Raw genomic sequence first — 25,687 nt, 5'->3', positions numbered from 1 at the left:
GAACTTTTGTCATGGATCATACTGAATGTTCGAGCAGTTTCTAGATACAAATGCCTTATCCTTTCGGGTCGAATATATTCCCATTTTGGGTGTACTTATCCTGCTAGAGGCTATTCTGTCTGCTGATAATGCGATCGCCCTCGCCGCGATCGTGCGAAGTTTACCAGATCCACAGCAAGAGAAATGGGCGCTCCGTTATGGTCTAATTGGCGCATTTATTTTGCGGGTTATCTTAATTTTCACTGCAACATGGGTAATTAAATATTGGCAATTTGAATTAGCAGGTTCACTATATTTACTCTGGTTAGCTGGCAAGTTCTTTTTAGAAAAATCGCAAGAAGGACATGATGCTAAGCATCCTGTGCGGATGGCAGATAAATTATGGCAAGTTGTAGCATTGGTATCACTGACGGATTTAGCATTTTCTCTCGATAGTGTGACTGCGGCAGTTGCTGTCGCTGAGGAAACTTGGCTAGTACTGATTGGGGGTGTAGCGGGGATTATCTCATTACGCTTTTTGGCAGGGCTTTTTATCAAGTGGCTAGAAGAGTTTACTCACCTTGAATCGGCGGGGTATTTGATTGTGTTGCTAGTGGGATTGCGACTATTTATTAAAGTGTTTTCCGATAGCTTAGTTCCACCTGAATGGTTGATGCTGACGTTAATTGGAGCAGTTTTTCTTTGGGGATTCTCGAAGCGTGAACCCATTAACGAAACTGAAGCGATCATAGAACAAACTAAATAGTCACTAGACATTTAACTGAGAGGACGCTTAGCATATAGCGCTGTTCAAGCAAGAGAGTTACAGAGGGTTGTGTCACCGCCAAAGGTGGAGACACAACCCTGTACTTCACTAGCTTGGTATAAGCTACATCTCTCCTGAAAATATTAATAAAGAGGGGCGCTTAGCGTCCCTCTCTTTTGTTTACAATAATCAATACCAAGAAGGAAAAGTAGCAAAATGTTTGAATATCCTGAAGACCTAAAATATACCGACTCCCACGAATATATTCGCCTAGAGAATAATATTGCCACTGTGGGGATTACAGCTTTTGCGATCGATCAGTTAGGCGATATTGTCTTTCTTGATCTTCCTGAAGCAGGGACAAAAGTGGAGAAAGGACAAACCTTCGGCACAATTGAGTCGGTGAAAGCTGTAGAAGATATCTATTCACCTGTGACAGGAACTGTTATTGAAGCTAATACTACTCTAGTTGATGAACCCGAAAATATTGCTACCGATCCCTACGGTGCTTCATGGCTGCTCAAGGTAAGCATTGAAGACGAAAGTGAACTTAGTGATACTCTTTCCGCCAGTGCATATTCTGAAAAAGTAGAAGGAAAGTAAGTGAAAAGAGCGCTTAGCGCTCTTGGTTACTCTTTAGTTTGTGGCAAACGTGGTGGCAACTCAACGGTAAAGGTAGAGCCTTGATTAACTACGCTTTCTAGGTAGATTGTGCCACCCATGAGCAGGACAAGCTGTTCTGTAATTGCTAAGCCTAAGCCAGTACCACCATGTTTGCGGGTAGAAGATTGATCGACTTGGCGGAATTGTTCAAAAATAGTACGTTGAAACTCAGGCTCAATCCCAATACCTGTATCACGGACTGAAATAAGAATATTTGAGGTAGCGAATGGAGATGTTTGACCTTCTTCTAGTGAATTGCTAGTTTCTATGACCTCCGAAGATGGAGAATCAATAGTTTGTGAAGATGGTTCCGCATATTTTAGCTCGACACAAACTTCGCCACTGTCCGTAAATTTAATCGCATTGGAAACTAAGTTCGTAATTACTTGTTTAATCCGAATTGAGTCATGGTAAATCGCACAAGTACCAATGTGGTTCTCAAATACAAAATTTAGGGATTTGCTGCCAGCTAAAGGTTGCAGACTCTCACAGGTATGGTGAATTAATTCATCTAGATTGAAAAATTCAGGATGCGCCTCCATTTTGCCTGCCTCGATTTTTGATAGGTCGAGAATGTCATTAATCAAATCTAGTAAATTTTTACCATTACGCAGAATTCGCTCTACCATATCAACTTGACTTGGGGAAAGAGCGTCACGACGCTGACGCAGCAATACTTGTGAGAAGCCAATAATTGCATTCATCGGTGTTCGCAATTCATGACTCATATTCGCAAGAAACTGACTCTTGAGTTGAGTTGCTTCTAATAACTGAGCATTCTGTGCTTCGATTTGATTAATTAACTGAGCATTACCGATCGCGATCGCAGCCTGTACACCAAAGGAAGCCAATAGATTTAAGTCTTCGCGAGAACTAGCTCTTTCTAGACGGCAATGCCCGATCGCCAAAACCCCTAAACGCCCAGAACGACTTGACTCAATCGGTACGCACAAAGCACTTTTTACAGGTAAATCCTCGATCAAATGCGATTCCCCTGCTTTGATCTCAACGGGAATTCCCTCTTTAAATACCTGTGCTATCAGATTTTGAGCATCTAGCGCAAAGGAGGCTTGCAGAGGGAAATCATCGGGCAATCCTTTGGCTGCTGACAAAGTTAGTCGGTTCTCTTTGGGATTGTATAGGGCAATTACACAAATCTCTGCCCACATAATCGCGTCGCAAGTCGCTTCTACTACCGATTCTAAGAGAACATTTAAATCCTGTAGCTGTTGGTTAATCAAGTTAGTGAGACGTTGCAAAATGCTCATCCGCTTTTGCTGCTCGATCATGATTTTGTTAGTTTCTTGCATCACCTTGTCGCGATAGCGTTGCTCGGTGACATCCCGCAAAATCATCACACTGCCAATCAGTTCCGATTCAGTCCCTACCAATGGTGCAGCCTTTGTACTGAGAATGATTTCGTTACCTTCAGGAGGTCGCAAAACCACTTGATCTTCCACCACTTCGCCTGTAGACATCGCCCGAAATACCACTAGATTTGCTAAATCGACGGGTTCGCCATCCTGATGCCTAATGTCAAACTGTTTGACAATTTCCTCCATCGATTTGGCGATCACAGGTGATGCAGGAACGCCATCATTGACAGCATTAAAACTGAGGATTTTACGTCCTGCGGAATTAATTTTGAGAATCCGTCCCGCAGGATCGCTAAGTAATACACCATCAGCAAGTTGCTCAAAAACTGTAGTTAGTTCCTCTCGCTGACGGGCGATCGTTTCAATACTCTGGGCATTACTAATGGCGGTAGCAAGGCGACGACCAATGGATTGCAGAATGTTGCGTCCACGGGCTGAAAGGGGAGTGAGGCTACCCAAAAACAGAACTCCCACAAGGCTACTTCTGAGCATCAGAGGATATGCTGAAATGCTCTGTGGCAAGAGATCGCCAACGGGAGTACGGTAAACTAAATTCTGTCCTTTGAGGCGATCGCCTTCCCAAATGATCGCTTCTTGAAGCTGTCCTGATTGACCGACGATGCCTTCCCCAAGGTTAATCTCTGTGAGTGCTTGACTTGTTTTATATCCCCATTCTGCCGCTAATACTAGACATCCCTCAGGGCGAGAGTTTGAATTTTCCCATAGATAAATACTACCGAGCTGAGCGCCAGTCAGTTTACAGATCTCTTCTAGACTTGCCTTAATCAATTTGTATTGATCGGTAGTATTTACTAAAACGCGATCAAGGGATTGCAGGGCAAACTGAATATCACGAGCTTCAAGGGTGGCGGTTTTGGTTTCCATCTGTGCCGCCATGCGATTAAAAACCTTGGCAAATTCCCCGATTTCATCTGAACGATTTAATTGCGATCGCGCAGACAAATTCCCTAAAGATATCTCTTCGGCAGCTTCAGCTAGTTCTGTAAGGGGAGGTTGAATGCTGCGAATAATCGAAATGGCAACAAATAGTCCTGAACCTAAACCCGTAGACAGCACCACGATCGCTAGCCATGTTGTAAAGGCTTCTAATTCGGGCGTACCTTGCTGGATGTGCAGCAGCAAAATCAAGGTTGCGGTGGCTAGCAGTGAGGTGCTGGTAGTCAGCCCAAAAATCAAGCGATTGACTAAACTTTCACGGCGGGGTAGGTTGGCATTGGTCATGAGAATTTAGCTTGTACTGAGCGCTTAGCAATCAGTTTAGCAAACCTAGACAGGTAAAGCGGCTTAATGCCTCCTTGAGGTTGGAGGCAGTTGCAAAGAAGTAGAGCCCTAAATTGTGAGTTTTAGGAAACACTGCACTTCTAGAGCGGTTTGGAATATCAAGATTCGAGGAATACGCCCATCTTGCGGAATTTTTGATACCGTAGCTCTTGTAAATCCTCTGGATTTAATTTACTTAAGCGATCAAGATTTTCGACTAGAGCCGATTTCAAATTTTCTGCCGCCTGTAGGGGTAGACGATGCGCCCCACCCAGAGGCTCATCAATGACATAATCGACGATGCCCAAACGTTTCAAGTCAGGAGCCGTAATTTTCAAAGCTTCCGCCGCTTTACCCGCCTTTGCCGAGTCGCGCCATAAAATAGCGGCACAGGCTTCTGGGGTCGCTACCGTATAGACCGAGTTTTCAAACATCATAATGTGATCACCAATGCCGATTCCCAAGGCTCCACCCGAGCCACCCTCACCAATGACGGTACAGATAATCGGCACTCTTAATCCAAACATCTGTCGTAAATTTGCGGCGATCGCCTCACCTTGTCCCTGTTCCTCTGCCGACACTCCCGGATATGCCCCAGGGGTATCAATCAGGGTAATAATCGGCAATTTAAAGCGATTAGCATGATCCATTAATCTTGCTGCCTTGCGATATCCCCCCGGAGATGCCATGCCGAAGTTGCGGGTCATGTTGTCTTTGGTATCGCGTCCCTTCTGATGCCCCAAAATAACCACAGGGCGATCGCTAATTCGCGCCAGACCACCAACCAATGCTGGATCATCATTACCTCGGCGATCGCCATGCAGCTCCATCCACTCATCGGTAATGGCTTGCACATAGTCAAGGGTACTAGGGCGACGGGGATGCCTTGCGATCTGCATCCTTTGCATCGCACCTAAACCCGAAAAAATTTCTCGCCGCAAAAGCTCGGCTCGTTGCTCTAAAAGGTGGATCTGCTGAACCATATCGACATCGTTGTCACTCGCGAGTTCGCGAATTTGGGCGATACGGTTTTCTAGTTCAACGATGGGCTTTTCAAAGTCAAGCAGGATTTGGCGATCGGCCATGATGCAATTTTGTATAGTAGATACCAATTCTCAGATTAGCAGACAAAGGGCTAGTTATGGCGATATGGGTTAGGCACAGGAGCGTTATAGTAAGTAGAGATTTTGATCAAGAAATGTGATGGCGCAAACACTCGATGCGGATGTAATTGTAATTGGCTCAGGAATTGGTGGCTTAGTCACCGCAACACAATTGGCAGCTAAGGGGGCAAGTGTAATTGTCCTAGAGCGCTACTTGATTGCAGGAGGTAGTGGCGGCTATTTTGAGCGCAATGGCTACCGTTTTGATGTGGGCGCATCGATGATCTTTGGTTTTGGCGATCGCGGCACGACTAATCTCCTCACCCGTGCATTGGCGGCGGTGAATATGAAAATGGAGACGATTCCCGATCCTGTGCAGATCCATTACCATTTGCCGAATAAGCTGGAAATCGAGGTGCATCGTGATTATGAGCAGTTTATTAAAGAATTAGGCGATCGCTTTCCCCATGAGCGTGAGGGAATTCGTAAGTTTTACGATGAATGTTGGAAGATTTTTAATTGCTTAAATGCGATCGAGTTGCTGTCCCTTGAGGAATGGCGCTACTTGATGCGGGTATTTTTCCAGAATCCCTTTGCTTGCTTAGGCTTAGCTGCCTATTTGCCCCAAAATGCAGGTGATATTGCCAAGAAATATATTCGCAATCCTGAGTTGTTACAATTCATCGATATGGAATGCTACTGCTGGTCAGTGGTTCCCGCCGATCGCACGCCAGCGATTAATGCAGGGATGGTGTTTAGCGATCGCCATTACGGGGGCATTAACTATCCCGTTGGTGGTGTGGGCAAGATTGCTGAAAAATTAGCGGAAGGTTTGGACAAAGCGGGTGGTGAGATTCGCTATGGGGCAAGAGTGACCCAGATTATTCCCAAAGCAAAGTCGGGTAAAGGGGCAATCGGTGTAAAGCTGGCGAGTGGTGAAACTCTCTATGCGAAGAAGGTTGTTTCTAATGCCACTCGCTGGGATACCTTTGGGAACTTGCTCAAGGATGAACCTTTGCCAAGTGGTGAAAAAGGATGGCAATCGCGCTATCAAAAATCCCCCAGTTTCTTGAGCTTACATCTGGGTGTTGAAGCTTCCGCTATTCCCGATGATGCAGCTTGTCACCATATCTTGCTGGAAGATTGGACCGATATGCAGAAAGAACAAGGCACGATTTTTGTGTCGATTCCCACATTACTTGATCGCTCCCTTGCCCCTGAAGGTCATCACATTGTGCATACCTTTACGCCTAGCTGGATGAGTGAATGGGAAGGTTTATCGCCTTCGGAATATGAAGCGAAGAAAAATGAGGCAGCGAGAAAACTATGCGATCGCCTATTAGCCATTTTCCCGAAACTAGAAGACTGTCTCGACTATCAAGAAGTCGGCACACCCCGCAGTCATCGCCGCTTCCTCGGTCGTGCCGATGGAACCTATGGGCCAATTCCTGCGGGTAAACCTTTAGGACTATTGGGAATGCCTTTTAATCGCACTTCTATTCCTGATTTATATTGTGTCGGTGATAGCACTTTCCCCGGACAGGGGTTAAATGCTGTAGCATTTTCAGGCTTTGCTTGTGGACATTTGGTTGCATCATCTTTAGGGCTTGTATAGCAATTCACTATTTTTATGCAAGGCAAGTAAAATTAAGAGTATGTTGATATAGGTCTTGACATATGAGCGCTGTAAAGGAACTTATTTTAGGTAAGCTAGAGCAATTAGAAATTTTATCTGAACCTATTTTACAAGAGGTTTTAGATTTTGTTAGTTTTTTGGAATGGCGGCTAGACACAAATCAACAATCAATTCTAAGTTCTAAAAAGGATATGGAAGCACAAGAAGATACAAGTTCCTTTTTACTAGGGATTGCATCGTCTTTTGCTGATGGTTTATCTAGTGAGGATTTGGAACGTTTGCCGACAGATGGTGCAGAAAATCATGATCGCTATCTCTACAATAATCAAGTATGACTGAGATGATTTTTGCTGACACTTTTTATTGGGTGGCATTACTCAGTCCTCGCGATGCTTTTCACAGTCAAGCGATCGCTATTACGGCTAAGCTTGGTAAGACGAAAATCATTACAACTGATGAAGTACTTAGTGAAGTTCTTAACTTTTTGTCTGATGGTGGTGTGAGATTGCGCGAACGAACAGTAAATACAGTTCGGCAACTTCTCAGCGCAGATTCAGAAAAGGTGATGGTATTAGCTCAATCTCATGAAACTTTTTTAGGTGGATTGAAGCTATATGAGCAACGGTTAGATAAGGGTTATAGTCTTACGGATTGTATCTCAATGGTAACGATGAAACAAATGGATATTAGTCAAATATTGACTCACGATCATCATTTTACTCAAGAGGGTTTTACAATTCTTTTTCCACGCGATCGCCTACAGTAAAACCTAAGGCAGATGGATGATTGAGTCGATCGCGATTATCACCAATCCTTGAAATGTAAAACAAAAGGATTATCAATACTAAAACACTTATGACCATCTAAGACTTGATGAGCTTCATCTATGTAGTATTGAAAATCATTATCTAATGCAACCATTGAATTTTCAAAATATGAATATTCTTCTTGTTCCTTCATAAATATTTCAATTAATAATTCATCATATTTTTCATCAATTGCTTCATGTTTTTGCTGAGCCTCTTCATCTATATCATAATGCTCATCATCAGTATCACAATAGTCATGCTGCTCATTAGACCATTCATCTACTGATATATGTTCGTTAATTTCCTCTTCTTTTAAAAAGTCTTGTTGCATTTCATAGGATTGCATTGCCAAACTATGATTTAAATTGAGCTCATGTATAGTTTCTTGTATATATTCATCTTTATTTTGTTCAATAAAATAATGGGCATCTTCAATATTCCTCATTGTCTTTCCCAAAACAATTACTTTGATTGACTTTACTCCTGCTTTAAGCAACAGTCTACTACAAGCTTGAATCGAAGCACCTGTAGTCAACACATCATCTATTAATATCACTTTTTTCTCTTTGATTAATGATTGATTGGATACTCTAATAGATTTTAAATGATCTTCTATAGTTCGATTACGAATAGAATCTCTAAAGCGTTCAAGACAACAGACTGCATCAAGTAAGTTTGGGTATAATAGAACTATTTGCTTAGCTAACTTACGAATTCCTGAATATGGATTAGAAGAATTATGAGGCGGAACGGTAACAATAACTATATCTTCACTACCTAAAAATTTCCTAAATTCTTTAAGGAAAAAATTAATTGCATTCTCTTTTTCATCTTTTAATTCTAAAATGGTTTGGCTGTATTCATTAAAATTTTCATTATGTTTTGGGCAGTAAAAACCAAAATAGAATAAATCTGGTAAATCATCAAAAAGTTTCATAGATATCTTTTATGCAAACCCAAAATTATGATAATCTTTCGCCAATTTGCGTGAGATTAACTGCATAACCACCTGTGACTAGATAAACAGCATCAGAGATCGCCCCAATTTTGCGACTGAGACCACCGAGGCGATCGCGAAACATTCTCCCTAACTTATATTCTGGAACAATTCCCCAGCCAACTTCTTCAGATACGAACGTAATATCGACTTTACATACTTTGATCGCTTCTAATAATTCATTCTCAATCTTTATCCAAGACTCTTCACTTTCTTCTAAAAGATTGGCTAGCCAAGTTCCGAGTGAATCCACCAGAATATAATTGGAAGAATTACTAGCGAGTTCTAAAATAGTTTGAGCTAATTCTATGGGAACTTCTAGAACTTGCCAATCTTCAGGACGGCGATCGCTATGTTTTTGTAATCTTGCTTCCCATTCCGCATCATCTTGATAACGAGTCGCTGTGGCGATATAAATTACATTTTCTTGCGATCGCCTAGCCAAATGTTCTGCCCATTCACTTTTACCTGAGCGAGTTGCGCCCGTTACTAGAGTAATCATCCTTGTTACCATCAATTGCCCGTTGCTATACTATTACGATATCGCGCTCATCGTAGGACTGCATTATGACTCAAGCGATCGTTGCTATACCTGAAACCACTAACAATCCCCTTGTCACAGAAGCATCAATCTCCACTACAGAAGGGCAACTTCTTTGGACTAGCGCTGACCTAGAACTCATGCCCGACAATGGCAACCGTTATGAAATTATTAATGGAGAACTTTACGTGACTAGAGCGCCTCATAATAAACATCAAGATACCTGTGGCAATTTTCATTATGAGCTTAAAGCTTGGTCAAAAGTATCGGGGTTAGGATACGCGGTAATTGGAGCAGGATTGATCTTTGGTGACAATGATGATGTCATTCCCGATGTGGTCTGGATGAGTAAGGAGAAATATGCAGCTTTAATTGATGATACGGGGCATTTTCGCGGTGCGCCTGAGCTGGTGATCGAGGTGCTATCTGCGGGAACTGATAACGAAAAGCGCGATCGCGAAGTAAAACTTAAACTTTATTCATCAAGGGGAGTATTGGAATATTGGATTGCGGATTGGCGAGCGAAACAAATTCAAGTTTATCGGCGCGAAAATGGCATTCTCAGACTAGCGATGACTTTATTTACAACTGATACCCTGACATCGCCACTTTTGCCAGAGTTTTCCTGTCTAATATCCCAGATTTTTGAATAGTACAGGCGACGCTTCGCGCCGCCTGTAGATGTTTATTTGAATAGCGCTCTAGATAAAAAACATGAAAAAAGTTTTGTACGGTATAGCTGCGATCGCCATTAGCTTTAGTCCTAACCTTGTTGCAGTAAAATCCGCCCAAGCTCTCGAAGACGGTAGCTATTGGGGCGGTGGTTCACGCTATATCAGTATTTTTAAACAGTCTAATCCCACAGGCGATCGCTATTGTTATAGTGGCTCCTCATCTAATGGCACAATGATTGCCTCTCTCCATCTCAAGATTCCTCGTTATATGACAGGGCTTGATTATGAAGTTTATAGATTGCATGAAGCCGATGATTTATCTATTCAGCAATATGCTTTCAAACCTGATCAGATTATCTTTGGAAATTTAGTGGGGGGCTTTGTGCGTGGATTGGTGTACAAACGTGAACGGGATGTGGGCACAGAGCGATCGCCCGAATTGCAAGAATGTCTTACCTCCAACCAGCCTTACTTTAAAAGAATATTATCAGGACGCGATCGGCGTTAAAACATTATGGTTACTCAACTCGCCAAGAAAACTTACACCGTTGACGAATACCTAGAGCTAGAAATAGCTTCAGACATTCGCAACGAATACCGTAATGGAGAAATTATTCCCATGACTGGTGGTACACCAAACCATACTGAAATCGCGGTCAATTTATTGTCAATCATCAAAATTGCCCTACGCGGTAAGCCTTTTCGTTTATTTTCTGCCGATCAGCGACTTTGGATTCCTGACCTCAAGATGCATACCTACCCTGATGTGATGGTTGCGCCTAAACCTTTGGAAATGCAGGATGGTCGTAAGGATACGATTACCAATCCTTGTTTCATTGCGGAAGTGCTATCTAAATCCACCCAAAACTATGATCGTAGTGAAAAATTTGCCTCTTACCGAACTATTAATACTTTTCAGGAATATTTATTAATCGATCAGTATCGTGTTCATGTGGAGCATCATGTCAAAACTGCGGTCAATCAATGGTTATTTTCAGAATATGATGACCCGACCGTGACGATTTCTCTGAAGTTTGCAGATGTGCAAATCCAAATAGCCGATCTTTACGACAATATTGATTTCACTTGAATAAATTTTTAAAGTGTTGCTTTGCAACACTTTAAAAATTTATTGGTTTGGTTTTGAGCATAAATCGTTGTAAATAGTTAAATTTTATAGCCCAGCTTATCTCTACCTATAAGCACTAGCTTTACAGTGCTATGATCTCAAGATGCTAGGAGTGTCTGTGAAAACCAGACTGAGAGCAAATCCTTAGAACCTGAACCGATTGACATCGGCGTAGGAAAGCAAATTATTTGAGGAAATTTACATGACAGTTGGACTAAAGCTTAACTCTGCACCCACAAGGCGCGGGGAATATCGCGGTACGCAAATGCACTGCGCTCGTCAAGGCATCATCACTGAAGAGATGCAATATGTAGCATGGCGTGAAAATCTTCCCGTCGAATTAGTACGTGCTGAGGTTGCTAGAGGTCGGGCAATTATTCCCGCTAACAAGAACCACACCAATCTCGAACCCATGGGAATTGGCATTGCCTTCCGATGTAAGGTCAATGCCAATATTGGCGCATCCCCTAACTCTTCTAATATTGACGAAGAAGTTGCCAAGCTGCATCTATCGGTCAAGTATGGCGCTGATACCGTGATGGACTTGTCCACAGGTGGTGGTGATTTGGATGTGATTCGGACTGCGATTATTAATGCTTCACCAGTTCCCATCGGTACAGTTCCCATTTACCAAGCGCTCGAAAGTGTGCATGGCAGAATGGAAAACCTCACAGCCGACGACTTCCTTCATATCATTGAGAAGCACGCTGAGCAGGGTGTAGACTATCAAACCATTCACGCAGGAATTTTGATCGAGCATCTGCCTCTGGTAAAGAATCGCCTGACAGGTATTGTGTCCCGTGGTGGTGGTATTCTGGCGCGATGGATGTTGCATCATCACAAGCAAAATCCTCTCTATACCCATTTCAATGACATCATCGAAATCTTCAAGAAGCATGATGTTTCTTTTAGCTTAGGAGATTCGCTGCGCCCCGGATGTTTACATGACGCATCTGATGCTGCTCAGCTTGCAGAGTTGAAAACCCTCGGACAGCTAACTCGTCGTGCTTGGGAGCATGATATTCAAGTCATGGTGGAAGGCCCGGGACATGTGCCAATGGATCAGATCGAGTTCAATGTGCGTAAGCAAATGGAAGAATGCTCCGAAGCTCCTTTCTATGTGCTTGGTCCTCTGGTTACTGACATTGCCCCTGGTTATGATCACATCACATCGGCGATCGGTGCAGCGATGGCAGGTTGGTATGGTACTGCCATGCTTTGCTATGTCACACCGAAGGAACACCTTGGTTTGCCCAATGCCGAGGATGTGCGTAATGGCTTGATCGCCTACAAGATTGCAGCTCATGCTGCCGACATTGCCCGTCATCGTCCTAATGCTCGCGATCGCGATGATGAGCTATCAACTGCGCGTTACAACTTTGATTGGAATAAGCAGTTTGAGTTATCTCTCGATCCTGAACGCGCTAAGGAATACCATGATGAGACCTTGCCTGCGGATATTTATAAGACCGCGGAATTCTGCTCGATGTGTGGACCTAAGTTCTGTCCGATGCAAGAGAAGGTTGATGCAGAAGCAATTACTGAGCTTGAGAAGTTTTTGGCGAAAGAGCCTGTAACTACAGCTTAAAAATATGAATTCCTCTAAGAACTTACTTAGTAAGTTCTTAGAGGAATTGATTGACTTGATAAGCTCCGCTTTTGTCTATTGCTTTAGGGCATTTTAATATAAATATCAGAAACAAAATTTTTGTTGGGGGTATTGCTAAGCCGTGTTTTTAACAAAAATCTTGTACAGCAATCCTAAATAGTTTGAGGAAGCGCACCCCTTTGGGCTTTGGGGTGCGCTTCCTCAAACCTAAAAATCTACAAATGATTTAGGACTGCTATAGTTCTTAATAATTAGAAACTACTATAGCTTTGGGATTAATGAAATAATTAGATAGATGTAGCGATCGCCCGTATTGTTAGATCAGAGCAAGGTGTTTGTTATGAGCAATGTAAGTCACTTACCCCCCCAAGATTTACAGTCTGCGATCGCCCGTAATTTCTTGACGATTACATCCGAGCAGTCTGTGAAAGCTGCGATCACCATGATGGGGGAAATGGGGGAAAGTTGTGTATTGGTGGTGCAGCGTAGTGAGTCAGAATGCGCTGACCTCACTCGTCAGGACTTGATGGGGATTGTGACTGAACGAGATATTATTCACGTCAGTCTTCAGGGTATTTCCTTAGATCAAATATCAGTGCTGACGGTGATGAGTCAGCCAGTCATTACCATCTCAGAAGAGAAATTAGATGATTTGCAATCTGTAATCCTGTTATTTCAGCAGCATCACATTCAGCATTTACCTGTACTAGATGGCGATCGCGTGGTGGGAATGTTAGACAAAAATCGACTCACCGATGTCCTAGCCCAGAGCTTTTTTGATTGTAGGGAGATTAGCAAGATAGCATTATCTAGACAGGCAAGTGATCTCCAGTCCTCAACCTTAGCTGCTGCTGCTCCAATTGCTATTTTTAAATTTGATGAAATGTTTCACTGTACCTATGTCAATGATCGTTGGAGTGAAATGACTGGTCGCCCCAAAGAATCCGCTTTAGGGCATGGATGGATGGACTCTTTGCATCCTGATGATCGTGATGCTTTACTTGCTCAATGGAGTCAAGACTATGCTCGATCTAATCTCAATGATCGCGTAATTGTGCATAGTGAGGGGAGACATCTACGACCAGACGGCAGTTCTAACTGGTTTTATGTGCAAGTTGTGCAGGAAATTGATACTGATAATACTGTAGTTGGCTATGTTGGCACATTAACAGATATCACATCGCGCAAACAGGCTGAGATTGCTCTCCAAAAAAGTGAACAACGCTACCGTGCTCTGATGGATGGTGCTAGTGATGCAATTTTTTTATCGGATATTCAAGGTTATGGCATTACCGCAAATCAACAGGCAGAGATTCTCTTAGGCTACAGCCGTGAGGAAATCAAAAATCTGCATATGTCCCTGATTCATCCACCTGAATTTATCGAATCTGTAAGAGAACATTTTACGCAAATTGCCCAAAATGACCTAGCAACTAGTCTCGAAACTCTAGTAGTTCGGAAAGATGGCAGTCTAATTCCTGTCGATATCACAGCTAGAACCATTGATCTAGAAGATGAGCGAGTAGTGCAAGCAATTTTTAGGGATATTAGCGATCGCAAACAGATGGAGTCCGAGCTAGCTAAGAGTGAAGCAAAATTTCGGCGCTTGGTGGAGGGGGCAAATGACTTAATTTGGTCTGCGGATCAAGATGGCGTATTTACTTATCTATCGCCACAATTCAAAGAAATCTTTGGTTTGGATCCTAGTGAATGGATTGGGAAGTCAATGGTTGGGCTTGTACATTCAGAGGATCTTCCATCGCTAGATGAGTATATCCAAAATGCTAGAACTGGCCAGAAATCAAATAAAGCTGAGTTTCGTCATCTTCATCAAAATGGTTCCTATATATGGGTAAAAGTCAATACTACATCCATTTTTGATTCTGAAGGGATCGTGATTGGTTATCAAGGTGTTTTGACAGATATTAGCGATCGCAAAAATTCTGAGGAAGCCCTTCGATTAAGTGAAGAGATGTTCCGTAGTGCCTTTGACAGTACAGCTATTGGGATGTCCTTAGCATCTGCTGAAGGGAAATTTCTCAAAGTCAATGCCGCAATTTGTAATTTTTTGGGGTACAGCGAAACTGAACTGCTGCAATTGTCATTTCAGAATGTAACCCATCCTGACGACTTACCCAAAAGTGTAGAACTGGCAAGAAAATTAATTGCAGGTGAAATTGAGAATGCTTCCTTTGAAAAGCGATATTACACTAAGCAAGGACGGGTCGTTTGGGGATTTGTCAGTATCTCAATAGTAAGGGATGCCCATGCACGCCTACTCTACCTAGTAGCGCAGATTCAAGATATTAGCGATCGCAAGCAAACAGAAATTCAACTTCAAAATTTATCTGCTCGCTTGGAGTTGGCAATTCAATCAGCCCAAATGGGGATTTGGGAATGGGATGTCATCCATAATAATCTCGTTTGGGATGCTCGCATGTGCGAACTATATGGGATTGATCCTAAGGACTTTTCAGGTGCAGACGCATGGCTCAATGGTATGTATCCTGAAGATATCCCAATCGCCTTAGAGGATTCGCGGCAAGCCTTAGCGGGTGAAAAAGAATATAACTCTGAATTTCGAGTTGTCTTACCCGATGGCAGCCTTCGCTTTCTCAAAGCCCATGCGATTATTCAGCGTAATGAGCAAAATGAGCCTCTACGCATGATTGGGGTCAATTACGATATTACCAAACGAAAACAATCAGAGATGAAGTTGCGAGAAAGTGAACTCCGCTTCCGTCGCGTATTTGAATCTAGTGTAGTGGGGATGTTATTTGCTGATTTTCAGGGGCATATTATCGAAGCAAATGATCGCTTCTTAGAAATGATCGGTTATACAAGGGAGGAATTACTCTCAGATCTAATTCATTGGGACGATCTCACTCCTGTTGAACATGCTTCTAATGATTTATTAGCAATGGAGCATCTCAAAAAACATGGTGTGATCAATCCTTGGGAAAAGGAATATTATCGTAAGGATGGTAGCCGCGTTGCGGTGCTGATAGGTGCGGCTCTCCTTCCTGATACAAAAGACCAAACTATTTGTATCGTTATGGATATTAGCGATCGCAAACAGGCGGAAAAAATCTTAGCGCAATATACCGCTGAAGTAGAAGATCTCTACAATAATGCTCCCTGTGGCTACCATTCACTCGATCCCAATGGTAGATATATCCGTGTCAATGAGACAGAGTTACAGTGGTTAGGATATCAACGAGAAGAAATGATTGGGCAGCCTCTGATTAAATTCTTTACAGAAGATAGTTGTCAAGATTTCTTTAGGAATTATCAGGTTTTTCTAGAACAGGGAGCGATCAAAAACGCCGAATATGACATGATTTGCAAGAATGGGTCGATTCTGCCCGTCATGATTAGTGCAACTGCCGTTAAAGACGAGCATGGTAACTACTTATATAATCGGGCAACGATAGTGGATATCCGCGATCGCAAACAGGCAGAATTAGCTCTCAAGGAAAGTCAGCGCTTTATTCAACAAATTGCCGATGCCTCACCGAATATTCTTTATCTATATGATATTCAAGACCAGCGCAATGTTTATACGAATCGCGAAATTGTTTCGATCCTAGGCTACTCTCCCGAAGAAGTGCAAGCGATGGGAGTAAATTTTACCCTAGAATTACTTCATCCTGACGATTTGCAAGTTGCTCTACCTAATTACTACGAAAGAATCAGAGCAGCTAAGGATGGCGAAATTATTGATACAGAATATCGGATGAAACATGCCAATGGGGAGTGGCTTTGGCTTTATAGCCGTGATTCAGTCTTTAGTCGTGATGCTGAGGGTAAAGTCAAACAAACTATTGGTACAGCTCAGGATATTACAGACCGCAAACAACTAGAACAGTCACAAAATCGCTTGCGTGCCATGCTAGAAGCCGCAACAGATTACATTCTCATTGCTGACTTGACAGGGAGAACCATTTGGATTAACACTGCACTCAAAAAACTTCGAGAACTTAGCGATGAGCAAGTACCGCAACAAATGCCAATAGATTATCATCCTCAATGGGTAGTTGATTTGCTAGAGCAGCAAGCCGTACCTACAGCGATCGCCAAAGGTAGCTGGATAGGAGAAACAGCATTACTGGATACTGAGGATCGAGAAATTCCTGTATCTCAGTTACTAATTGCTCATAAATCGCCTCAAGGTGAGGTGGAGTTTTTCTCTACGATTATGCGTGATATGCGTGTGCAAAAAGAATATGAGCAGAAACTAGAGAAAACTAATGCCGAACTACTCCGTGCCACTCAGCTTAAAGATGAATTTTTAGCCACTATGAGCCATGAACTCCGCACTCCCCTAAATGCAATTTTGGGAATGACGGAAAGTTTACAAGAACAAGTATTTGGCTCAATGAATAAACAGCAAATCCAAGCATTACAGACTGTTGAAAGTAGCGGTAATCATCTGCTGGAATTAATTAATGATATTCTCGATGTCGCTAAAATTGAAGCAGGACAGATCGAGCTAAAATATACCCCAGTTGTCATTAGCGATCTTTGTCAGTCTAGTTTGGCTTTTATTAGGCAGAAAGCTATCCAAAAACGGATTCAGATAGAAGTTGAAATTCCTCCCCTATCCTCTGAAATCTTAGTTGATGAAAGACGAATTCGCCAAGTGTTAATCAACTTACTTAATAATGCTGTGAAATTTACTCCTCAAGGTGGGCAGGTTACCTTAGCAGTAAATACACAGGAAGATCAAGTAAATGCTGAGTCAGATGCTTGGCTTCAATTTTCTATAACTGATACAGGCATTGGTATTTCCCCTGAAAAAATTTCTAAACTGTTTCAACCATTTGTCCAAATTGACAGTGCTCTCAACCGTAAATATACAGGAACAGGATTAGGACTTGCCCTAGCTAAACGAATTGTAGAACTTCATGGAGGTAGCATACAGGTAACTAGTGAAGTGGATCGGGGTAGTTGCTTTGAATTTGTTATTCCCTATAATAAAGCCCAATTAAAATCTACAACCGAAGTATATCCTCAAACTGATTTAGATATTGTGGAAATAATACCAAAATTAGCACCAGTAATTTTAGTGGTAGAGGATAATGAGGCTAATATCAATACTATTTCTAATTATCTTGAAGCTAAGGGTTATCATTTACTGTTAGCTAGAGATGGGCTAGAAGCGATCGCTATGGTCACAAAACATCATCCCAACTTAATTTTAATGGATATTCAAATGCCAGTGATGGATGGGCTAGAAGCAACTAAGCAAATTCGTCGAGATCCTAATCTAGCAAATATTCCGATTATTGCGCTGACAGCTCTAGCTATGTCGGGCGATCGCGAAAAATGTCTAGAAGCAGGAGCCAATGATTACATTACAAAACCAGTAAAATTAAAACAATTGCACACATTAATTCAGCAACTATTAGCGTAAGCTTGGATTAATAGGCTTTGCTCATCATGTATATAAGCAAAAAAATAGTTTATGGATATGCGATCGCCCTAAGTATGACTTTCTTAGGTTCGACGAGTGGTTTTTTGCTGGGAAATTATTATCATCAAGAAGCACTACAAAAAAACCAAGCCACGGTGCAAGAACGGCGGTTTATTGATGCACTCAAAATCAGTATTTTAAATAATCGCCCTACACAAAAAGCATCACCAAAAATCAATAGTCTAGAGGAATTCCATCAAGAAAGTAGCAAATTATTGGGGAATGTTCAAAAAGTGCTTACGCTTTTGGAAAGCCATCACTCTTCAGGAAAAAGTTCAAGAATAGTAGGACTAAATTCTCTCCTAAATGAGTATGAGGGATTAGTTAGAAAGTTTCAACAAGATACAACAAAGCGCATTGGACAACTAGAATCGCTTGCTAAATCACCCAAAACTTTAGGAGTAGCGGAATCGCGTTTAGAACAAATATTTGAGGCTGAAGATTTTGCCCAATTTCTTAATTTCTCTGAGCGTCTAGTTCCCTATATAGAAGTATTAGAGCAGCAGGAAATAGATGTTGACATTGCGCTAAACCAAGCGAAAGTACTGCGTATTCAGATAGTAATCGTGAGTTTGCTCTTGTCCGTCATGATCGCAGCATTATTTACCAGATATATCAGTCATATGATCGCCCTTGAGCAAGCAATTAATTATCAGAAATTGCAAGATCAATTATTGCAGTTAGAGAAATCAGAGGCAGCCTTACAAAAAAGTGAAGCCCATTATCGCGCTTTAATTGATGCCATTCCTGACTTAATCATGCGGATTAATCGGGATGGTGTTTACCTCGAATTTGTTGCCAGTCCCAATTTCCCTGTGATCGGGAATTTAGATAAAATCGTAGGAACTTTTATTTCTGAGACTCTGCCAGCTAGCGCAGCCCAAAAACGGATGGAATTTATCCAGCTAGCGCTAGAAACAAATTCTATCCAGATTTATGAGCAGGATTTATCGATTGATGGCAAGGCTCAGATTGAGGAGGTTCGCATTGTCCCCTATGGAAAGAATGAGGTTGTGGCACTGGTGCGCAATATTAGTGACCAGAAAGCTGCTCTCTATGAACGCCAAAAAGCAGAACTCGCATTAGCTGAGAGCGAATCCCAAAGTCGAGCTGTATTATCGGCTATTCCTGATCTGATGTTTCGTGTGGGAGCTGATGGAATTTATCGGGAGTTTTTTGCGCCATCCCGTGATTTTGCGATGCTTGCGCATGATATCGACATTACAGGTTTGTCGATGGCTAGCGTTTTACCTGCCGAGCTTGCCGATCGCCAGCTTTACTATTTGCACCAAGCCCTAGACACAGGTAACTTACAAATCTACGAACAACAATTAAGAATTGGCGATCGCCTGCAATATGAGGAGGTTAGAGTCGTCAAAAGTGGTGAAGATGAAGTCCTATTTATGGTGCGTGACATTAGCGATCGCAAACAGGCAGAAATCGCTCTTCAGCAAAGTGAATTAACGAATCGAGTCATTGTAGAAACAATGCCTGATCTATTGATCAAAATGGACTTGCAAGGGAATTATCTTCAGATGTCAGGAGGCAGAAATGTGCAGGTTAAAGAGCCATGCCGCACATCTGAGCAATCGGAAGTCTACAGTATTTTGTCGCCTGAGATGGCGGAACAGCGTCTTGATTATGCAAGAAAAGCGATCGCTAGCAATAGTTTACAGATCTATGAGCAGGTCTTTGATTTTGATGGGCAACTGCTCCATGAAGAAGTGCGCATCGCTCCTCTCAATCAACAGGAAGTCCTAATTATTATTCGGGATATCACTGATCGTAAACGCGCTGAGCAACAACTCCAACAGCTCAACCAAGAGCTAGAAGCCAAAGTAGAGGAGCGCACAGCCGCATTACAACAAACCAATGAAGAACTCATTCGCGCCACTCGCCTTAAGGATGAATTTCTCGCCAATATGAGCCATGAACTGCGTACTCCCCTCAATGCTATTCTCGGCATGGCGGAAGGGCTACAGGAGCATACCTATGGCGCAGTGAATGAGCGACAGATCAAGGCTTTACAGACTATTGAGCGGAGTGGACTGCATTTGCTCGAGTTAATCAATGAAGTTCTGGATTTAGCCAAAATTGAAGCAGGGCAGATCGAACTGAATTGCGCTCCAGTCATAATCAAAAATCTTGTCCAATCCAGTTTGCTGTTTATCAAACAACAGGCTGCAAAAAAGAATATCCAGTTAGAGATCCAACTACCGCTACACTTACCCGAACTCTTTGTTGATGAACGGCGCGTTCGACAGGTTTTAATTAACTTACTTAACAATGCGGTCAAATTTACACCAGAGGGAGGTTCCATTACCCTCAAAGCGCAACCTATCGATCTCGTTCCAGATTCGAGTGACCGCATCCCCCAAACATTCATCCAAATTGCTGTAATGGATACAGGTATTGGCATTTCGTCAGAGAATATTAACAGGCTATTTCAACCCTTTGTGCAAATTGATAGCGCCCTAAATCGTCGCTATGAAGGCACAGGATTGGGACTGGTTTTAGTCAAGCGGATTGTCGAACTTCATGGAGGCAAGGTCGAGATCACTAGCGAACTGGGTATAGGTAGTTGTGTCACTATTGAGTTACCCTGTGTGACTTATTTTCGATCCCCTCCAATAGTAAGGGAGTCATCCATCTCTGAAACCGCCTTAGTTCCTACCACTAACCCACAGGGTATCAATCAAGTTCCTCTTGTTTTATTGGCGGAGGACAATGAAGCTAATATTTATAGTGTATCTAACTACTTAGAAGCCGATGGCTATCGGGTACTCATTGCCAAAAATGGATTGGAGGCGATCGCCCTATCGCAAACCCATCAGCCTGACTTAATTTTGATGGATATTCAAATGCCTGAACTAGATGGACTCGAGGCAACCAAGCAAATCCGCAGCAATCCAAATTTAGAGAATATTCCGATCATCGCGATGACGGCTTTAGCGATGACAGGCGATCGCGAGAAATGTCTAGAGGCAGGTGCTAATGAATATCTAGCTAAGCCTGTACGCCTAAAAGTTTTATCCCAAAAAATTCAAGCCTTGTTAGATGTATAAATAGAGTTACAAGAGTTACAGCACAAATTGGCGTAATGACGTAGCTCTCTTTGAGGTTTGGGTGGCTATAGATATACAATAGAAATAACTAATGCTAAAGATATATTTAAGTTCTTCTAACTAGGGGGCAGAGTTACTGCATTTTAGGAAAAACTAAAAATGGATCTTTCATTGCAAAGAAGGTAATGTTTAGGTCTGTCCATCTCTCACTGACGATGACGGAAATCTTGAAAATGTGACGGGGCACGTTTTCAAAATTAATTATATCTTGCTAAAAAAAGACCAATTTATGAATAGTAGCGCTATTTTTAAATTGATATTTGATCGATATTTGTTATTTCATTCACTATGATTACAGTCCTATGAAGTCTAAATTTTTAAAGGTTTTTGCGCTAATTTTATGTACTTGCTTAACTGCGATCGCCATTAAAGCTTGTAGCTTCAATAATGAAAGTACACTAAAACCATTTAAGGTCGGTCTCAATAGCTGGCCAGGTTATCAAATTGCCCTGTATGCCAAAGAAGCAGGATTGTTTCGTAAGCGGGGCTTAGATGTCGAATTTATCCGTTTTATCAATCAACAAGACAATATTCGCGCCACAATGCGGGGGGCACAGGATGTGAGCTTTGTTCCCCTACCAGAAGTGATGCAGGTGGATTCTGCTGAAGAAAAACCTGTATTTGTGATGGTTGTCGATATCTCTGCTGGTTCCGATGGCATTGCCGCCGCTCCTAAAATTAAATCTGTTAAGGATTTAAAAGGTAAGAAAGTCAGTGCAAAACTCAGTACAGTTTCGCACTTGGTACTCCTCGAAGCGCTCAAGGCAAATCAATTGAAGCCAGAGGATATCGAAATTGTAGATGTCATCAATGAGCGTGGCGCAAATATGCTTAAAAAAGGCGATATTAGCGCATCCACTCTATGGGAACCTCTAATGACAGATACGGCTAAGGCGGTCGGCGGTAAGGTGATTCATACGACGGCGGATGTAGATAGTGTGGTCATTGATGGAGTCGCTACTCGTTCTAGCATTGTCACTACCAAACAAGATGAGCTAGTTAGCTTTATCGAGACTTGGTTTGAAGTGATGAAAGCTGTCGAAACCAAACCCCAAGAGGTTTTTGCCTCTGTTGCTAAACAACTTGGAATGACCACCGAAGCCTTTGCCATAGATTACAAAGGACTTAAAAAAGGCGACCTTGCGATGAATCGCCGCATGTTTGAGGGTGGGCGGTTGAAAGAGGCATACCAACAAACTCGGCAATTACTGCTAGCTGATCCCCGTCATGGGCGCAATATTCGAGAAGATGTCGAAATTAATGGCATCGCAGTTACGAAAGCAAGCAAAAATTGGCAATAACAACGTAAAAGTTTACCCATTAGCTAAATCAACTGCACCTAATGGGTAAACAAACCCACAATCAATTCTCTTCAAGTTGGGGTGGTGTTACTCTGCAATCCCTCCTTTGTAATTATGAGTAAGTATGAAAAAGCTCATGCAATTTCCTAAACATAAACTTTCTAACCAGTTGTTAATTGGATTTGGAACCTCCCTTGTCGTAATAGGCGTTACGGCGCTATCGATTATCTATACTTCTTTACGATCTAATTTGGAGGATCAAGTACATCAAAGGGCAACAGCAATTACACAAGGTTTAGAATTTGCCTCTGAGGGATTGATTGAGGATAAGGAAAAGTTTCTCTTAGATCGGATTGTCCAAAACTATGCGACCCTGCCCACGGTACTAGAACTATCAATCGTTGATCCTGATGGGATTTTGCTTGCCCATAGCCATGTCTTAGATAGTGATAAGGTTAATACCTATGCCAATATTCGTCCTACCCTTGTCCCATATCTCAAACAAGCATCTCAGATTGGAAAGAAAGTAAATATTCGGACAGTGTTGAATGGTAAACCTGTCATCGTTCAGTTTTTGCCTTTTAGCAGTACTTTGTTTAAGCAGGTAGGTAATAGCTCGTCAGAAAATAATCAATATCGCGGTGTGGCGATCGCTGTTATGGATCTCCAAAAAATGGAGCAGGATCTACTCCAAAATACCCTGTCATCGATTTTGGTGATCACAGTTAGTACTGGTCTGATATTGGCATTTATGGGCTGGTTGATCCGTACATTAGTTCTCCTGCCTTTGCAAAAAATGCAGCTATCGATCACCGATAGTGAACAACAGGAAAAATTTTGCTTACCCGATTTACCCACTAATGAAATTGGATTTTTAGGCTCCACCTTTTCCTCAGTATTTGATCAGCTGAAAGACTATAAGCAAATGGAATTGGCGATTGCGGAACGTAAATATGCCGAAGTTGCTCAACGCTATGAATTAGCCACTCGTGCTGCCAAAGTGTGGGTATGGGATTGGGATATCCAAACCGATACATTTGTGGTCGAGGCGGGGATTCAGGATTGGTTAGGCTATAGCAATCATGATCTTCCTAGTTATTGTCGCTTTAAACTCTGGCTAGACTACATTTATAGTAGCGATCGCGATTTGTTTCAATCATTGTTAGAGAGTCATTTAGAAGGTAAAACTACTGAATTTTCTTGTGAACATCGACTGCTTGATGGGCATGGTATGCCCCATTGGTTTTTATCACGGGGGCAAGCAGTTCAAGACGATAGTGGTAGAGTCTTACGGGCGATCGGCACAATTACAGATATTGCTGATCGCAAACAAGCAGAAATTGTCATTCATCAGCAAACAGAACGTGAATTTATTCTGCGCGAAATTACACAAAAAATTAGGCAAACCCTTGATCTTCAAACTGTTTTTGAGACTGCGGTTAAGGAGATTAGAAATTGTTTGAATGCGGATCGCGTCGGTATTTTTAAGTTCTATACTGATTCCCAATTTAATGATGGTGAGTTTGTTGCCGAGTCGGTCTTACCCGATTTCACCTCAGCGATCGAGATGAAAGTCCATGATCATTGCTTCGGTGAACAATATGCTGATGCCTATCATGCAGGACGAATTCAGGTAGTCAACGATATTCATAGCGCTGGGCTTACCGATTGCCATATTCAGATTCTATCGCAATTTCAAGTGCAGGCGAATTTAGTTGTACCTCTGCTCAAGTCCGATAAATTATGGGGTTTACTATGTATTCATCAATGCGCGAATCATCGTGTTTGGCGAGAAGTGGAGATTAATCTGGTCAAGCAAATTGCCAACCAATTAGCGATCGCTGTCCAGCAGGCAAGTCTATTTGAGCTTTTACAACAAGAATTAGCTGAACGCCAACAAACAGAAAACAAGCTAACTGAAACTAATCAAAAACTGGAGATTTCTAATGATGAACTCCTCCGCGCCACAAGAATGAAGGATGAATTTCTTGCCAATATGAGTCATGAGCTGCGGACACCGCTTAATTCGATTTTAGGCATGAATGAAGCCCTACAGGAACAAATTTTTGGAGCGATCAATGAGCGTCAAATCAAGGCATTGCAAACTGTTGAGAACAGCGCTACCCATTTATTGGCATTGATCAATGACATTCTTGATGTTTCTAAAATTGAGTCTGGACAAGTCACCCTAGATTTAACCGCAACATCGATCGAAAACCTATGTAAATCAAGTTTGGCATTTATCAAACAACAGGCTCTAACCAAGCGAATTCAAGTGATTAATCAGATCCCCAACTATTTGCCAGAACTGATGCTAGATGAGCGCCGAATCCGTCAAGTATTAATCAATCTACTCAATAATGCCGTTAAATTCACTCCTGAGGGTGGCACGATTACCCTAGATGTATCTCATGTCGCAACTACTGCCGAAATTAGTTACCTTCGATTTGCCGTGATTGATACAGGGATCGGGATCTCTGCGGAGAATATTCAAAAACTATTTCAACCCTTTATCCAAATCGATAGTGCCTTGAATCGGCAATATGTAGGGACAGGGTTAGGACTTGCCCTAGTAAAACGGATTGTCGAGCTGCATGGTGGCAAGGTTGGGCTAACTAGTGAAGTTGGTGTAGGTAGTTGCTTTAGCGTTGAAATTCCCTTCAACAAGTCTGAGCATGAGCTAGGGTCTCTAAAACTCGAACCCACAGAATCAATAGTAAATCCAAATCAATCAGAGTCAGCCGTATCACCAGTAGTTTTGCTTGCAGAAGATAATGAAGCTAATATTGGTACATTCTCTAGCTACCTCGAAGTCAAAGGTTATCGGATTATCCTTGCTAAAAACGGTAAAGAGTTGGTTGATCTTGCTAAAGCTAAGAAACCTGATGTAATTTTGATGGATATTCAAATGCCAGTAATAGACGGACTCGAAGCCGCTAAGCAAATTCGTCTCGATCCCGAATTGACTAATATTCCGATCATTGCTTTGACAGCTCTTGCGATGACAGGCGATCGCGAAAAATGTCTAGAGGCAGGCGCTAATGAATATCTGACTAAGCCCGTTAAACTGAAACAACTCGCGCAAACTATTCAAAAGCTTTTAAATTCTAGAATTGAGCCAAACAATTAGAATCTTGCCCCATCATATAGCAATCCCAAATGGTTTGTGGAAGCGCATCCCGAAGGGGGGCGCTTCCACAAACCCAAAAATCTACAAATGAT

The 25,687-nt window shown here is 42.2% G+C and carries 17 protein-coding genes and 1 riboswitch; of the genes, 13 read left to right on the top strand and 4 right to left on the bottom strand.

The genetic code is table 11. The features are described 5' to 3' along the window. Positions 1-25: 25 nt before the first annotated feature. Together NMG48_RS05265 and gcvH are read left to right on the top strand one after the other, a co-directional pair. Entirely contained in the window at positions 26-745 is a 720-nt protein-coding gene (locus NMG48_RS05265; RefSeq protein WP_271254291.1) for a TerC family protein, read from the top strand. 216 nt (positions 746-961) lie between these two features. Beyond that, positions 962-1,348: a glycine cleavage system protein GcvH gene (gene gcvH, locus NMG48_RS05260; protein ID WP_271254290.1), complete on the top strand. Its 387-nt coding sequence runs from the start codon at positions 962-964 to the stop codon at positions 1,346-1,348. 26 nt (positions 1,349-1,374) lie between these two features. Here gcvH and NMG48_RS05255 read toward each other — a convergent pair whose 3' ends face one another. After that, positions 1,375-4,026, bottom strand: a complete 2,652-nt coding sequence (locus tag NMG48_RS05255; RefSeq protein ID WP_271254289.1) for an ATP-binding protein — start codon at positions 4,024-4,026, stop codon at positions 1,375-1,377. A 158-nt stretch (positions 4,027-4,184) separates the two neighbouring features. After that, the gene (locus tag NMG48_RS05250) at positions 4,185-5,150 is read right to left on the bottom strand and encodes an acetyl-CoA carboxylase carboxyltransferase subunit alpha (RefSeq protein WP_271254288.1); all 966 of its coding nucleotides are present in this window, start codon (positions 5,148-5,150) and stop codon (positions 4,185-4,187) included. A 118-nt stretch (positions 5,151-5,268) separates the two neighbouring features. Between NMG48_RS05250 and crtH the strand changes: the two genes are divergently transcribed. From crtH to NMG48_RS05235, 3 genes are all read left to right on the top strand, one after another. After that, a complete protein-coding gene (gene crtH / locus NMG48_RS05245; RefSeq protein WP_271254287.1) occupies positions 5,269-6,783 on the top strand; it encodes a carotenoid isomerase in 1,515 nt (504 codons plus the stop codon). 62 nt (positions 6,784-6,845) lie between these two features. Further along, positions 6,846-7,139, top strand: a complete 294-nt coding sequence (locus tag NMG48_RS05240; RefSeq protein WP_271254286.1) for a hypothetical protein — start codon at positions 6,846-6,848, stop codon at positions 7,137-7,139. Continuing rightward, positions 7,136-7,570, top strand: a complete 435-nt coding sequence (locus NMG48_RS05235; protein ID WP_271254285.1) for a type II toxin-antitoxin system VapC family toxin — start codon at positions 7,136-7,138, stop codon at positions 7,568-7,570. Before NMG48_RS05240 ends, NMG48_RS05235 begins: the two co-directional genes overlap by 4 nt. A 38-nt stretch (positions 7,571-7,608) precedes the next feature. On the opposite strand, the gene NMG48_RS05230 is transcribed toward NMG48_RS05235, so the two are convergent. Then, on the bottom strand, positions 7,609-8,550 hold the full coding sequence (locus NMG48_RS05230; RefSeq protein WP_271254284.1) for a phosphoribosyltransferase: 942 nt from the start codon (positions 8,548-8,550) through the stop codon (positions 7,609-7,611). Between the two features lie 25 nt (positions 8,551-8,575). Beyond that, the gene (gene cobU, locus NMG48_RS05225; protein WP_271254283.1) at positions 8,576-9,112 is read right to left on the bottom strand and encodes a bifunctional adenosylcobinamide kinase/adenosylcobinamide-phosphate guanylyltransferase; all 537 of its coding nucleotides are present in this window, start codon (positions 9,110-9,112) and stop codon (positions 8,576-8,578) included. Positions 9,113-9,291: 179 nt separating this feature from the next. Between cobU and NMG48_RS05220 the strand changes: the two genes are divergently transcribed. The 8 genes from NMG48_RS05220 (at position 9,292) to NMG48_RS05185 (ending at position 25,595) form a co-directional block, all read left to right on the top strand. Further along, a complete protein-coding gene (locus NMG48_RS05220; RefSeq protein ID WP_345961243.1) occupies positions 9,292-9,804 on the top strand; it encodes a Uma2 family endonuclease in 513 nt (170 codons plus the stop codon). 61 nt (positions 9,805-9,865) lie between these two features. Beyond that, complete coding sequence (locus NMG48_RS05215; protein WP_271254281.1) at positions 9,866-10,333, top strand: hypothetical protein; 468 nt, start codon at positions 9,866-9,868, stop codon at positions 10,331-10,333. 6 nt (positions 10,334-10,339) lie between these two features. Then, entirely contained in the window at positions 10,340-10,915 is a 576-nt protein-coding gene (locus NMG48_RS05210; protein WP_271254280.1) for a Uma2 family endonuclease, read from the top strand. 137 nt (positions 10,916-11,052) lie between these two features. Continuing rightward, positions 11,053-11,149, top strand: a riboswitch (TPP riboswitch). Between the two features lie 7 nt (positions 11,150-11,156). After that, positions 11,157-12,542, top strand: coding sequence for a phosphomethylpyrimidine synthase ThiC (gene thiC, locus NMG48_RS05205; protein WP_169362609.1), 1,386 nt, complete (start codon positions 11,157-11,159; stop codon positions 12,540-12,542). A gap of 361 nt (positions 12,543-12,903) precedes the next feature. Further along, entirely contained in the window at positions 12,904-17,979 is a 5,076-nt protein-coding gene (locus NMG48_RS05200) for a PAS domain S-box protein (protein ID WP_271254279.1), read from the top strand. Positions 17,980-18,005: 26 nt separating this feature from the next. Beyond that, a complete protein-coding gene (locus NMG48_RS05195; RefSeq protein WP_271254278.1) occupies positions 18,006-21,104 on the top strand; it encodes a PAS domain-containing hybrid sensor histidine kinase/response regulator in 3,099 nt (1,032 codons plus the stop codon). A 362-nt stretch (positions 21,105-21,466) separates the two neighbouring features. Beyond that, positions 21,467-22,465, top strand: a complete 999-nt coding sequence (locus tag NMG48_RS05190; RefSeq protein ID WP_271254277.1) for an ABC transporter substrate-binding protein — start codon at positions 21,467-21,469, stop codon at positions 22,463-22,465. Positions 22,466-22,601: 136 nt separating this feature from the next. Further along, positions 22,602-25,595 (top strand): ATP-binding protein, encoded by a 2,994-nt coding sequence (locus NMG48_RS05185; RefSeq protein WP_271254276.1) that lies wholly within the window; start codon positions 22,602-22,604, stop codon positions 25,593-25,595. Positions 25,596-25,687 lie beyond the last annotated feature (92 nt).

It is taken from the genome of Pseudanabaena sp. Chao 1811, from assembly GCF_027942295.1.
GTDB lineage: Bacteria > Cyanobacteriota > Cyanobacteriia > Pseudanabaenales > Pseudanabaenaceae > Pseudanabaena.
Note: the sequence above shows the minus strand (reverse complement) of the source record. Positions and strands in the feature narration are given on the sequence as shown.

Coding starts and splice junctions, on each gene's coding strand:
- NMG48_RS05230 (WP_271254284.1), bottom strand. CDS start 8,550: ATGAAACTTTTTGATGATTTACCAGATTTATTCTATTTTGGTTTTTAC.
- NMG48_RS05255 (WP_271254289.1), bottom strand. CDS start 4,026: ATGACCAATGCCAACCTACCCCGCCGTGAAAGTTTAGTCAATCGCTTG.
- NMG48_RS05185 (WP_271254276.1), top strand. CDS start 22,602: ATGCAATTTCCTAAACATAAACTTTCTAACCAGTTGTTAATTGGATTT.
- NMG48_RS05210 (WP_271254280.1), top strand. CDS start 10,340: ATGGTTACTCAACTCGCCAAGAAAACTTACACCGTTGACGAATACCTA.
- gcvH (WP_271254290.1), top strand. CDS start 962: ATGTTTGAATATCCTGAAGACCTAAAATATACCGACTCCCACGAATAT.
- NMG48_RS05235 (WP_271254285.1), top strand. CDS start 7,136: ATGACTGAGATGATTTTTGCTGACACTTTTTATTGGGTGGCATTACTC.
- NMG48_RS05250 (WP_271254288.1), bottom strand. CDS start 5,150: ATGGCCGATCGCCAAATCCTGCTTGACTTTGAAAAGCCCATCGTTGAA.
- cobU (WP_271254283.1), bottom strand. CDS start 9,112: ATGATTACTCTAGTAACGGGCGCAACTCGCTCAGGTAAAAGTGAATGG.
- NMG48_RS05265 (WP_271254291.1), top strand. CDS start 26: ATGTTCGAGCAGTTTCTAGATACAAATGCCTTATCCTTTCGGGTCGAA.
- NMG48_RS05215 (WP_271254281.1), top strand. CDS start 9,866: ATGAAAAAAGTTTTGTACGGTATAGCTGCGATCGCCATTAGCTTTAGT.
- crtH (WP_271254287.1), top strand. CDS start 5,269: ATGGCGCAAACACTCGATGCGGATGTAATTGTAATTGGCTCAGGAATT.
- NMG48_RS05200 (WP_271254279.1), top strand. CDS start 12,904: ATGAGCAATGTAAGTCACTTACCCCCCCAAGATTTACAGTCTGCGATC.
- NMG48_RS05190 (WP_271254277.1), top strand. CDS start 21,467: ATGAAGTCTAAATTTTTAAAGGTTTTTGCGCTAATTTTATGTACTTGC.
- NMG48_RS05220 (WP_345961243.1), top strand. CDS start 9,292: ATGCCCGACAATGGCAACCGTTATGAAATTATTAATGGAGAACTTTAC.
- NMG48_RS05195 (WP_271254278.1), top strand. CDS start 18,006: ATGTATATAAGCAAAAAAATAGTTTATGGATATGCGATCGCCCTAAGT.
- NMG48_RS05240 (WP_271254286.1), top strand. CDS start 6,846: ATGAGCGCTGTAAAGGAACTTATTTTAGGTAAGCTAGAGCAATTAGAA.
- thiC (WP_169362609.1), top strand. CDS start 11,157: ATGACAGTTGGACTAAAGCTTAACTCTGCACCCACAAGGCGCGGGGAA.